This is a genomic window from Pseudomonas sp. W2-17, assembly GCF_041060445.1.
Taxonomy (GTDB): domain Bacteria; phylum Pseudomonadota; class Gammaproteobacteria; order Pseudomonadales; family Pseudomonadaceae; genus Aquipseudomonas.
Map to the genome: position 1 here is coordinate 12825 of NZ_JAUFNS010000002.1, position 12548 is coordinate 25372.

6 protein-coding genes are annotated in these 12548 nt (G+C 62.6%); 5 read left to right on the forward strand and 1 reads right to left on the reverse strand.

What is annotated here, in order from left to right:
* Positions 1–151 precede the first annotated feature (151 nt).
* The 5 genes from cynS to QWI20_RS02485 all read left to right on the forward strand — a co-directional run bounded on the left by cynS (position 152) and on the right by QWI20_RS02485 (position 6903).
* Positions 152–619, forward strand: coding sequence for a cyanase (cynS, locus tag QWI20_RS02465; RefSeq protein WP_369304019.1), 468 nt, complete (start codon positions 152–154; stop codon positions 617–619).
* Between the two features lie 119 nt (positions 620–738).
* Positions 739–1401 carry a carbonic anhydrase gene (locus tag QWI20_RS02470; protein ID WP_369304020.1) on the forward strand — a complete coding sequence of 221 codons (663 nt, stop codon included), beginning with the start codon at positions 739–741 and terminating at the stop codon, positions 1399–1401.
* Positions 1402–1456: 55 nt separating this feature from the next.
* Positions 1457–2365 carry a transcriptional regulator CynR gene (gene cynR / locus QWI20_RS02475; protein WP_369304021.1) on the forward strand — a complete coding sequence of 303 codons (909 nt, stop codon included), beginning with the start codon at positions 1457–1459 and terminating at the stop codon, positions 2363–2365.
* A 342-nt stretch (positions 2366–2707) separates the two neighbouring features.
* Positions 2708–5239 carry a PAS domain-containing protein gene (locus QWI20_RS02480; protein WP_369304280.1) on the forward strand — a complete coding sequence of 844 codons (2532 nt, stop codon included), beginning with the start codon at positions 2708–2710 and terminating at the stop codon, positions 5237–5239.
* A 248-nt stretch (positions 5240–5487) separates the two neighbouring features.
* A complete protein-coding gene (locus QWI20_RS02485; protein WP_369304023.1) occupies positions 5488–6903 on the forward strand; it encodes an MFS transporter in 1416 nt (471 codons plus the stop codon).
* A 298-nt stretch (positions 6904–7201) separates the two neighbouring features.
* Here the strand turns inward: QWI20_RS02485 and QWI20_RS02490 are convergent, their stop codons facing one another.
* On the reverse strand, positions 7202–12481 hold the full coding sequence (locus tag QWI20_RS02490; protein ID WP_369304025.1) for a DUF4011 domain-containing protein: 5280 nt from the start codon (positions 12479–12481) through the stop codon (positions 7202–7204).
* Positions 12482–12548 lie beyond the last annotated feature (67 nt).

Consider the following 12548-nt stretch of genomic DNA (forward strand, 5'->3'; position numbering starts at 1 on the left):
CCTGGAGGACGCTGCCGCGCTGTTTCGCATCTATAGGCAGGGCTTATGCGAAGGATTGTTTATCGGTCTTGGACGCTATCGTCGGATGGGAAGATGATCGATTCCATCAGCAACACCCACCGGCAACCCCTACCCGCGCCAGGAGAGACCCATGACACAGTCCCACGCCTACAACGACACCAGCCTCGCACTCACCGCCGAAATCCTCGACGCCAAGCAGCGCAAGAACCTGTCCTTCCAGGACCTGACCGACGGCACCGGCCTGGGCCTGGCCTATGTCACCGCCGCGCTGCTGGGCCAGCACCCATTGCCGGCCGATGCGGCGAAAGTGATTGGCGAGAAGCTTGAGCTGAATGACGAGGCAGTCGCCCGTCTGCAGATCATTCCGCTGCGCGGCAGTCTTTCCGGCGTGCCCACTGACCCGACCATCTACCGTTTTTACGAGATGATCCAGATCTACGGCACCACCCTCAAAGCGCTGGTCCACGAACAATTCGGCGACGGCATCATCAGCGCGATCAACTTCAAACTGGACATGAAGAAAGTTGAGGACCCTGAAGGCGGCCATCGAGCGGTGATTACCCTGGACGGCAAGTTCCTCCCACTGCGCCCGTTCTAAGTTGCACCCGCGCTGAGACGTGGACCCGCCGCAACGGCGGGCCGCTTCAAGCTACTCAAGGGCAGCGGTTGTACTCAGTGATCACAACTTAGGCTCAATGACGGAGAGAGGAATACATCATGAAGGCACTCATCGACGGTCTTTTAAAGTTTCAGAAAGAAGTGTTTCCACAACGCTCCGACCTGTTCAAGCACCTGGCGACGACCCAGCATCCCGGCACGCTGTTCATCACCTGTTCCGACAGCCGTGTGGTGCCGGAACTGCTGACCCAGCAGGAACCTGGCGAGCTGTTCGTGATCCGCAACGCCGGCAACATCGTGCCGTCTTACAGTCCGCACCCGGGCGGCGTGTCGGCCACCGTTGAATACGCCGTTGCCGTGTTGGGCGTGACTGACATCGTGGTTTGCGGGCATTCCGATTGCGGCGCGATGACGGCGGTCGCCAAGTGCACCTGCATGAATCACCTGCCCGCAGTGGCCGGCTGGCTGGAGCATGCGGCCTCGGCAAAGGTCATCAACGAGTCGCGGGTTCACATCAGCGAAGCGGCGAAGGTGGGTTCGATGGTGCGCGAAAACGTCATCGCGCAACTGGCCAATCTGCAGACCCACCCCAGCGTGCGCCTGGCCCAGGACAAAGGTCCGTTGAATCTGCACGGCTGGGTCTACGACATCGAGACCGGCTCGATCGACGCCCTGGACGCCGACAACCGCAGCTTCAAGTCGTTGCTGGATCACCCCTCGACCTGCGCCGTGCACGCTCGTCAGGCAAATGCCGCGGCATGAGGGGAGGCTCGGCGTACACTCAACCGGTCTGCCCCTGCCCTTGGTGATCAATCCCATGCTGTTACGACACCTGCGTTATCTATTGGCGGTCGCCGACCATGGAGGATTCACCCGTGCAGCGGAGGTGCTGCATGTCTCGCAGCCGACGCTTTCGCAGCAGATCCGCCAGCTCGAAGACAGCCTCGGGGTGACCCTCTTCGACCGCACCTCTCGCACAGTCAAACCCACCGACGCAGGCCTGGCCTATATAGAATGCGCCCGACGCGTGCTGGTGGAGCTGGCGGCGGGCAGGCGGGCATTGCACGACGTCAAGGATCTGTCCCGTGGCAGCCTGCGCCTGGCCATAACACCGACGTTTATGGCGTATCTGGTCGGCCCGCTGGTGCGTGACTACACCGCGCGATTCCCGAATATCCATCTGGACATTTTCGAGCTGTCCATGGGCGACATCGAGATGGGGCTGGCCGATGATTCGCTGGACATTGCCATCGCGTTCGATCAGGTCCGCAACCCCGACATCGAGTGCATCCCTGCATTTGTCGAAACCCTGGGGCTGATGGTGGGCCGGGATCACCCCTTGTACGACTCACCGATCCCGCTGACCGCCACTCAGGTCGCGGAGCTGGATTTCGCGCTGCTGACTGCGGACTTCGCGACCCGGACCTGCATCGACGGTTATTTCGCCCGTGCAGGCATCACGCCCAAGGTGATGATCGAAGTCAACTCGGTGACCACCTTGCTTGAGGTGATCCGCCACACGCCGGTGGCGACCCTTCTCCCCGAACCGATTGCCACCCGAGACCGCGCACTGCACACCCTCACGCTGACCGATCCGGCGCCTCAACGTGGCGCCTCGCTCCTGCGTCGCAAGAACAACTATCACAGCGCAGCGTCGGGGGCGTTCATGGCATTGGTGCTGGGGCAGTTGGCCGGCTTGGATACCGGCACCGCGTCCCTGGCCTGATCGTCGCCATTTATTGCTTCGAATCCCAGCCGCTCGGTTCCCGAACGCGCTGGCGCAAAAAAACCAAACCAGACTGAGCAAATGCCTCTACCCGCCTGGATACCCGCCTGGCGAATCATTCCCGGTGCCGGAACCTTTGTCTTGCCGCCCGAGTCTTTTCTGGAAGCCGAATTGCATTCTGCCAGCATGCAGCGTAAAACGCTGGCCGCCGATACGTGCTGGATCAGCCGGCTGGCGCAGTCCCGGAGGGAGCATGGCGCACCTCCGACCTCAGGTCATCACGTTACGTTTGCAGGTGGAAACTTGAAGCATTTGACCCGGGAAGCCCTCGAGGCTGAAGTCATGCAGTTGCGGTCGGCGTTGAAGAAAAGTGAAGCCATGAGGCTGGACAGTCTGTGCACCGGCACACGACCGAACGATGTCGCCGAAGAGGTTGCCGAGCAAGCGATCGAAGACGCTCAGACCCGCTGCCGCCTCGCGGTAAAAGCCACCAACGATGCGATCTGGGACTGGGACCTCAAGGAAAACCATGTCCTGTGGAACGACGCCCTGGAACGGGTCTACGGGCATCCGCTCGCCACGGTCGAAATGACCGGCGACTGGTGGATTGCACAGATTCACCCCGATGACAGGCAGCGTATCGTCACCTCGATCCATGACGTGATCGACGGCAGGCAGACCGGCTGGAGTGAGGAGTATCGGTTTCGCCGGGTGGACGGCACCTACGCTCAGGTCCTCGACCGCGGGCACGTCATCCGCGACGTTCAAGGCCACGCCGTGCGCATGATCGGCGCGATGCTCGACCTCACGCCGATTCGCGACACCGAGGCTGCACTGCGTCAGAGCGAGGAGCGTTTCAGGATGATTCTGGAAACGGTCGAAGCCGCCTTTGCCATCGTTCAGGTCAAGTTCGATGCCAACGACTACCCGATCGACTATTGCTTCCTCGAAGCCAACCCGGCCTTCGAACGTGAGGCCGGGGTCAACCTGCGCGGGAAATGGGTCAGGGAATTTGCCCCGGATCTGGAACAATTCTGGTTCGATACCTACGGACGGGTTGCCAAAACCCGCGTGCCGGCCACCTTCGAAAGCTACGCCAAAGCCTTCCAGCGCTGGTTTGACGTGCGCGCCGTCCCCGTTGGCGATCCCGCCGAATGTCAGATCGCGATCATCTTCAACGACGTGACCGGGCGACGTGATGCCGAGGAGCGTCTGCGCCAGAGCGAAGCTGTCGCCCGCGCGAACGTCGAGCGGGTGCAGCTGGCCCTTGCAGCCGGCGCCATTTTCGGCACCTGGCACTGGGACTTGCCCAGCAACAGTTTCACCGTTGATGAGGCGTTCGCCCGGGCCTTCGGCCTCGACCCGCTGCTGGGCCACGAAGGGCTTAGTTTGGAGCAGGTGGTGGAAACCGTGCATCCAGAAGACCGGGCGGGCCTGATGACGGCGATCGACGAGGCCATCCGTCGCGGCGGCGCCTACGCCCATCAATACCGGGTCCGTCGGGCTGACGGCAAGTACTACTGGATCGAGGCCAACGGGCGCGTCAACTTCAGCGAGGACGGCATTCCCCTCAGTTTCCCGGGCGTGCTGATCGATGTCGAGGAGCGGCGTTCGGTCGAAGCCCAGCGCGACCTGGCAACCGCCGCCCTGCGTACCCTCAACGAGACCCTGGAACAGCGCGTGGCGGAACGCACCGCGGCGTTGATGCAGACCGAGGAAAAGCTGCGCCAGTCACAGAAAATGGAAGCCGTGGGGCAACTCACGGGCGGGCTTGCCCATGACTTCAATAACTTGCTCGCGGGCATCTCGGGCTCGCTGGAGTTGTTGAGTGCGCGGTTTGCTCAAGGTCGTCTGACGGATGTCGAACGCTACCTGACGACGGCCCAGGGCGCGACCAAACGGGCGGCTGCCCTGACTCACCGATTACTGGCGTTCTCCCGCCAGCAAACCTTGGATCCCCGGCCCACCGAGATCAACAGCCTTGTCGAGGGCATGACCGAGCTGATCCAGCGCACCGTGGGCCCCAGCATCAGCGTGCAGACCGTTGGCTCGCCGGACAGCTGCGTGGCTCTGGTGGACGCGAGCCAGCTGGAAAATGCGCTGCTGAATCTGTGCATCAACTCGCGGGACGCCATGCAGGACGGCGGCAGCATTACCATCGAAACCCGCTGTCATTTCGTGGGAACAGCGGAAGCACCCCTGCTGGAGGTCCCCGAGGGCGAATACCTGACCCTCAGCGTGACCGACACCGGAACGGGCATGCCGGCCAACGTCGTGGCGAAGGCATTCGACCCCTTCTTCACCACCAAACCCATCGGCCAGGGCACTGGCCTGGGCCTCTCGATGATTTATGGCTTCGCCAAGCAATCCGGGGGGCAGGTTCGTATCGCCTCGGTGGTCGGACAAGGGACCACGCTATCCATCTACCTCCCCCGCTACCAGGGAACGCCCAGCGTTAATGAGCTGTACGAACCTGATGCCGCGGCGTCGACTGCGGGCATCGGCGAAACGATTCTGGTCGTCGATGATGAACCCACGGTGCGCATGCTGGTGACCGAGGTGCTGGCTGAACTCGGCTACACCCTCATGGAAGCGACGGACAGCGCCAGTGGCCTGAATCTGCTTCGCTCCGACACGCGGATCGACATGCTCGTCACCGATGTCGGTCTGCCCGGAGGCATGAACGGACGCCAGATGGCCGACGCCGCGCGCCTGGTGCGTCCGGGCCTGCGGACGTTGTTCATCACCGGCTACGCGGAGGGGGCGGCGATCGGTGCGGGCCAGTTGGAGCCTGGCATGCATGTGCTCATCAAGCCGTTCGGCATCGAGACACTGGCCGCCCGCGTGCGTGAACTCATGAACACGCCGATCTGATAGACCGATCTGATAGTCAGCCCGGCGGCATGACCGGATCAGGCTGACGCGGACCTTCGGCCCACACCTCACGGCTTTTCCGAGAAGCCAGCGCCTCCCCCGGGTGACATCGGAAGCGTGACGGGGCATGGGACGGCGATGTTTCGCGTGCAAACATTGACAGCCTGCTGAAACGCTCGCTATACCTACAGCGTTGTACGACGACAGACGATCACAATCGATAACCCCAATAATAAAAAAGTGATGCCATGATCCCGAACGAGTCTACCCACACGCAAAGCATTACCCGGGCGGCCACCCGGTCCGTCGGCAAATACCGCTGGACGATCTGCGCGTTGCTGTTTTTCGCAACCACGGTCAATTACCTGGACCGTCAGGTGCTCAGCCTGCTGGCACCGGAGCTGTCCACGACGTTTGGCTGGAGTAACACCGACTATGCCAACATCGCCTCGGTATTCCAGTTCGTCTATGCGATCTCGATGATTTTCGCCGGGCGGCTGGTCGACAGGATTGGCACCAAAACCGCTTTCGTGGTGGCCATCAGTGTCTGGTCCACCGGCGCGGTGTTGCACGCGTTTGCGGTGCCACTGGGACAAGGCATTGGCGCGATCACCACCGCCCTTGGGTTCGCCGCCCTTCCGGTGTCAATTGCAGGCTTCATGTTAGCGCGGGCCGTGCTGGCGGTTGGCGAGGCCGGTAACTTTCCGATTGCAATCAAAGCGGTCGCCGAATATTTTCCGAAAAAAGAACGCTCGTTCGCCACCGGCATCTTCAATTCCGGCGCCAACGTTGGCGCAATCACGGCGCCCATTTGCGTGCCACTTATCGCGGCATTCTGGGGCTGGGAATCAGCGTTCATCGTGGTCGGTCTGCTGGGTTTCGTCTGGCTGGGCGTGTGGATTTCGCTGTATGAAAAGCCGGGTCAGCAAAAGCGCCTGACGGCCGAGGAGCTGGCTTACATCCGCAGCGATGAAATCGAGCCAGTCAAGACGGCCCCGCTGCCGGGCGCACCTGCCAGCAAAGTCTCCTGGTTCAAACTGCTCACCTATCGCCAGACATGGGCGTTTGCCTTCGGCAAGTTCATGACTGACGGCGTGTGGTGGTTTTTCCTGTTCTGGCTGCCGACCTACCTGTCAGCGCAGTACGGGATGAAAGGCCAGGCCATCGTCCTGCCGCTGTTCGTGCTGTACAGCATGACCATGGTCGGCAGCATTGGCGGGGGCTGGTTCCCGAGCTACTTCATGGCGCGCGGCGACAAGCCTTATGACGGCCGGATGAAAGCCATGCTGGTGATCGCGCTGTTCCCGCTCGTGGTGCTGCTTGCGCAACCGTTCGGCTATATCAGCTTCTGGGTGCCCGTGCTGTTGATCGGCGTCGGCGCGTCCGCGCACCAGGCGTGGTCCTGCAACATCTTCACCACCGTCTCCGACATGTTTCCGCAGAAGACCGTGGCGTCTGTGGTCGGCATCGGTGGCATGGCGGGCGGCCTGGGCGGCGTGGTCATGACCAAGATCGGCGGCTGGGTGTTCGACTACTACAAGTCGATCAACGACATTCACACCGGCTACATGATCATGTTCGCGATCTGCGCCCTCGCCTACCTGGTGGCGTGGAGTGTGATGAAGACGTTGGTACCGCGCCACAAAGAGATCACCGACCTTTAACCTGTCGGACGAAGCCAGGCCCCCGGCATAACCCGGGGTTGAGGCAACCATGTGGGACCGGCTTTAGCCGGGAAGGCGTCAGGCGCCAGACCGCAAAAGTGATGGCGTTTGCACTGGCCTCTTCCCGGCTGAAGCCGGTCCCACTGAGATCAAAAGCAATACGCACTCGGACGTCGGGTGTGGGCATCCGCAGTGATCACCTCATTCCGGAAACCTCGATAGGTGGTTTCTACCCCGATGGTTGAGTCAAGGCCTCAACCTATGCACATTGCCAGGCGCAGCCCGTGTGGAGCGCGCGTCATTCGCCCAAGCGGGCACCCGCGTCAGCTTCAGTTGTGGCCTCAGGTCCTGGCACCGCGGCGAAGTCGACCAGGGCCGGCGCGGCGACTGTTTCATCGGCCCGTTCGGCAACGACGTCCAATCGAGATTGAGCCAGCAGATCGTTCAGCGCGGCGTGCAGCTTTTGCAACGCCCCTTCCTTACCCACCCACCAGTCGGTGGACCACAGCCACAGCAGGTTCCAGCCCAGACCGGTGAGAATCGCGCCGCGCACTTTGTCCCGGTCCCGGGCAGTGGCAGCGCTGTGGTACGTGGCGCCGTCGCACTCAACCCCCGCCAGGTAATCGCCCGGGCGATCCGGGTGAACGATGCCCAGATCGATGCGGAAACGTGACACCCCTATCTGCGGAAGGACCTGCCAGCCCAGACGCCTCAGCCCTTGGGCCACGGCTTCTTCGAACGGCGAGTCGTAACCGCCCACCGAGCCTTGAACCGCCTCGGCCAGCGCTTTCGGGCCGCTCTGGGCGAACTCGATGAAGTGCTTCAGATCGCGCACGGCCCGCGCATTGGTGCGGTTGAGGTCGATCATCGACGGATCGAACGAGGTGAACACCAGCATTTCTCGCCGCGACCGGGTGATGGCGACATTGAGCCGGCGCCATCCACCGTCCTTGTTGAGCGGCCCGAAGTTCATCGACATCACCGGCGCACCGGGTTCGGTGGGGCCATAACCAATGCCGAGCATGATCAGGTCACGCTCGTCGCCCTGGACCGTTTCCAGGTTCTTGACCACCACCGGCTCGGTCTGGGTGTCCTGGAAGAACGGCTCGATCTGCGGGTATTGCTTGCGGGCCGCGTCCAGCAGGTCGTTGATCAGTTTCTGCTGGTCGGCGTTGAGGGTGATGATGCCGATGGAATACCCCGCCGCCACGAACGCAGGGTCGGTGAGGCGCTTGACGGTTTCATCGACGATGGCTTGGGCTTCGGCCTGGTTGTAACGCCCCTTGCCCTTGGCGTACACGCCCTCGACCTTGCGCCATTCGACGGCGCTGGCGCGGGTTTCCGCTGCCGGGAAAGTGATCAGGTTGCTGTCGTAGTAACGGTGATTGGAGAAGGCAATCAGGCTTTCATGGCGACTGCGGTAGTGCCAGCTCAGACTGTGGCTCGGCACCCCTGCCCCCAGGCATTCGTCGAGGATGCTTTCCATGTCTTCGGCCGTGTCGTCGTCGCCGGCATTCGGCCCCCGGTTGAAGAAGTTGGTCGGCGGCATCTGCCGAGGGTCGCCGGCGATGATCACCTGCTTGCCCCGGGCAATCGAACCGATGGCGTCCCACGGCGCGATTTGCGACGCCTCGTCGAAGATCACCAGATCGAACGGCGGCTGGTCGGCGGGCAGGAACTGCGCAATCGACAGCGGGCTCATGAGCATGCAAGGGGCCAGGCGATTCAGCGCATCGCCCATTTCGATCGCCAGCTGTCGGACCGGTTTGTGCCGGCGCGACTTCTGCAACTCGTGCTTGAGAATGGCAAAGCCGCTGCTTTTCGGGATGTCGTTTTTGGACGGAATCAGACCGCAGAGCTTGGCGCGGATATAGCGCACCGTGAGTTTCGCCAGCTCGTCGTCCAGACGCACGAATGCGCCGATGTCGCTCATGTGTTCGGCCGCCACGAAATTGCGCAGCAAGGGTTCGCCGTCGATGCCCTGGGTCGCGAACCAGTGGGCATAGGCCGTGATGAAGGTCTCCTCGGTGGCGGACGGCAACAGGCTGCCGGCTTCCAGTGCCTGAGCCAGAGTGGCCAAGCCTGCTTGCGCCGCCTGTTCCCTCACGCGGCACCAGTCGCACCACGCCTTGAGCTGCTCTTCCTGCTGCTGGATGGCGAGTGACGTCGCCCGAAGCGTCGCCACGCTCAGGGACATTTCAGTGCTCGTGCACGCCAACCCAGCGAACAACCGCGTGGCCGCCTCAACGCGGGACAACGCCTGTTGCAAGGTCGATACGGCGGAAGCGATTGGGCCGCTGGGCGCCAACATGTCGTTCGCATCAATCACCAGACGCGCCACGGCGCCGCGCAAGACAATCAGGTGCTCGGGTGATTCGGCCAGCCCGATCAGCATGCCGCGCAGACGCTCGGCCAGAGCCACCGCCTGCAGCGTTCGCACCGAATCACTGGTCATGCCTTTCCAACCAGGAAGCGACTGCATGTCGCTGGCCAACGCGTCCAGCTCCAGTAGCTGGGCCTGCAGGCGTTCAAAAATGGCGAGGTCGCCCAGGGTGTCCGGCAGCCCCGCCGCGCCACCCAGGGCGGCAAGTTTCTTCGCCACTTTTTTCTTGGCGAGCGTCGCCAGGAACCAGAACTTGCCCTCGGCTTCGTGCCACTCGGTGCGCATTTGCGCCACCGGCACACGACGGCACGCTTCATCGGCGTAGTCCAGGGACAGGGTTTCTTCAAGCTCCCGATAGCTCTCGATCAATTGGCAACTGCGCCGGGCCGCTTCGATGCGCGCGGCAGCGTCGGGTGCAAAGGCAAATGACAGGTTCAGGCCATGGGATTCAAGGATCAGGGCGGCCAGGTCCGTCAACTGCTGGACCTGAGCCACTTCAGCGACAGCCAACGGCCAGTGGGTCAGTGCCAGCAGCCGCTCGCTGGCGGCGTTCAACTGATCAAGGGCTTGGGGAATCTCGCGGGCCACGCTGGCGATCTGTGCCTGCCAGGCATTCGACCATTGCGTCTGCGCCAGGGCGCCGAATTTGCCTGACAGGTCGCGGGCAGCGCTGCCATTGAGTCCCAGGCGACGGGCGAGATCCAGTAGCTGGGCGTACTCGGTTCCATCGTGTTCCGTGCCTGTTTCCCAGGCCAGCCTTGGGGTCTGAGGGCTATGGTCGCGAACCACCCGACCGATGGACTGATGCAAGGTCAGGCCGTTATCCCAGCGTCGGTGCAGCACATCGACCAACTGGTTGAGCCGTGAGCGCAGGGTCTGCAACCGGGCGGCTTCCCGCTCCCATTCCTCGGCGCTCAGGGCCTCACTCACGTCCCAGGCGCGGTCCAGCTGCTTGAGCACTTCAACCTTGGACGCTTTGCTCGAATGCAGCTCCAGACAGAATTCGCCAAGGCCCTTCTCGGCCAGACGACGAAACACCACGTCAAGGGCTGCGCGTTTCTCGGCCACGAACAGCACACGGCGGCCGAGGGCCAGGTTGTGGGCGATCATGTTGGCGATGGTCTGGGATTTGCCGGTGCCGGGTGGCCCGTCCATGACGAAGCTGTGGGTGTTGGCCGATGCCACCACCGCGGCCACTTGCGAAGAGTCGGCCGGCAAGGGGGCGAACAGCTGCGCCGGCGTGACGGTCGCATCCAGACGCTCGGGGCGGGGGAATTCGGCCGAACCGGAAAAGCCTTCACCCGCTGCGTCGGGATCCAGCAGATGCTTGACCAGAGGACTTTGCAGCAGTTGCGCCGCGTTGGCGTTCAGGTCTTTCCACATCAGGTATTTGGCAAACGAGAAGGTGCCCAGCACCAGCTCGGTGCTGACCTCGAAGCCGGGTACATCGCGCACGGCCCGTCGCACGCTGTTCCAGATGCCGGCGACATCAATGCCGCTGCCATCGCTGGGCAGCTCACCGTCCAGCCCGGGAATCAGCAACTCGAAGTCGTGGCGCAGCAGCTCGAGCAAGGTCAGGTTGAAGCGCGGTTCCTCGTCTAGCAGGCTCAGGGTGACCCCGGACAAAGCGCTTTTGCGATCGAGTTTCACCGGCAACAGAATCAGCGGCGCGGAATAGGTTTTCGGGTCGTCGGCGCTTTTCTTCCACTTGAGGAAGCCGATGGCCAGGAACAGCGTGTTGGCCCCGCCTTCCTCCAGATCGCTGCGGGCCTTGCGGAACAGGTCGATCAGCGTGGCTTCCAGCTTGACCTTCTCCAGACTGGCCAGGACTTCGCCACGCGCGAGTGCCTGACGGGCCACTTCGTCGACCAGGCTTTCGTTGTTCTGCTGTTCATACAAGGCCTCATCGCGGCCGCTGCTTTTCAGGTCGGGAACAGCCACCACGCGAATGCGCTGACCGCTGGAGAGCAGATCCTCAAGGGCCGCCGGATCGGGGCACAGCAGCCGCACACCTTTGGCGCTGTCCGGCAGATGCAGCAGACGATTGCGCGTGGTCAGATCAAGCAGTTTGCGTTGCCACAGGGTGAGTTTTCCCGCCGGGCCCGAGGCGTCTTCATTGATCTCGACATCGAACCCCGGCAGCGACGGTGCTTCCTCCAGCCCTTCAATCACGGGCGGTGCTTCCTCGGCGCCATCGACAGGAGCGACCGCTGACACCAGCGCCATCGGGCGAATCTTCTGCATTCGGGCGCGATGCACATCAATGGCCATGATGAACTGCTCGTCGTTGAGCTCCCGTTCGGCGGCGGCCACGGCCCGGGAAAAACTCGGCGCAGGCGCCTGGGTCGCGAGGGTCGTTTCGAACACCAGCATTTCTTTCAGGTCGAGACGCTTGCGCACGGCCGAGGCTTCATCGGTCAGCAACTGGGAAAATTCCTGCGGCTGCAGCCAGACCCCGGCGAACGCGTGGCCCTTGGTCATGACCAGCAGAGCATTCAACCCGGCCTGCTCCAGCGCGGCAGCAAACAGCAGCGCGGTGTCGAGGCAGGTCGCGACGCCGTTTTCCAGCACCACACTCGGGGGCCGGATCTTCTGGCCCTGCTGCTCGAAACTGGCAGGTGGCAGCGCGTAGCTCAGTTGAAAGCTGCACACCCCCGACCAGATGGCGGAAGCCAGTTCCCAGGTGCGCGTGCGGGATTTGCTTTCGTAGCCGTCGATGCCGTCTTTCTTGCCGGCACGGCGCAGGACTTGCGAGGCGGCTTTGAGCACCCGGTCCACTGCGGGGTCATTGGGCATGCAGAACGCGGCGAGCAGTTCCGGCATGGCGCTCAACCCGCCCCATTCAGTGCGGGCCAGCAGCTCGGTGGGGAAGCGCTGTTCGACGAGCACCGTTTCGCCCCGGGACACGCGCATCACCACGTCGGCGTTCAGGCTTTCCGTCAGGCCGGACAGGTAACCGGCGTTCAGCTTGATGTCGCGATCAGGGATGCCGAGGCGATCACCGGGGTGGATGCGGTCAATATTCCAGCTTCGGCTTTCAACGAAGTCCGGGTCGGTGCTTAAGGTCAGCACCAGATTTTCGAGGGTGGTTTCTTCCTGGTTCCAGAGGCTCAATTCACGCACGAGGGGAACGGCATTCTGGTGGGAGGCGAAGCCGATCTTGCGGGCGATCAGCGCGTCAATCTTGATGTTCATTCACAGGATCCTGAAGCTACGAGCGCTGGCCCCATTAGGGGCGCGCCAAATGGCGCCTATAGTCCAT

What these genes read in the sequence shown, in the direction of transcription:
- QWI20_RS02470 (WP_369304020.1), top strand. Translation starts at nt 739, where the DNA reads ATGAAGGCACTCATCGACGGTCTTTTAAAGTTTCAGAAAGAAGTGTTT.
- QWI20_RS02490 (WP_369304025.1), bottom strand. Translation starts at nt 12,481, where the DNA reads ATGAACATCAAGATTGACGCGCTGATCGCCCGCAAGATCGGCTTCGCC.
- cynS (WP_369304019.1), top strand. Translation starts at nt 152, where the DNA reads ATGACACAGTCCCACGCCTACAACGACACCAGCCTCGCACTCACCGCC.
- QWI20_RS02480 (WP_369304280.1), top strand. Translation starts at nt 2,708, where the DNA reads ATGCAGTTGCGGTCGGCGTTGAAGAAAAGTGAAGCCATGAGGCTGGAC.
- QWI20_RS02485 (WP_369304023.1), top strand. Translation starts at nt 5,488, where the DNA reads ATGATCCCGAACGAGTCTACCCACACGCAAAGCATTACCCGGGCGGCC.
- cynR (WP_369304021.1), top strand. Translation starts at nt 1,457, where the DNA reads ATGCTGTTACGACACCTGCGTTATCTATTGGCGGTCGCCGACCATGGA.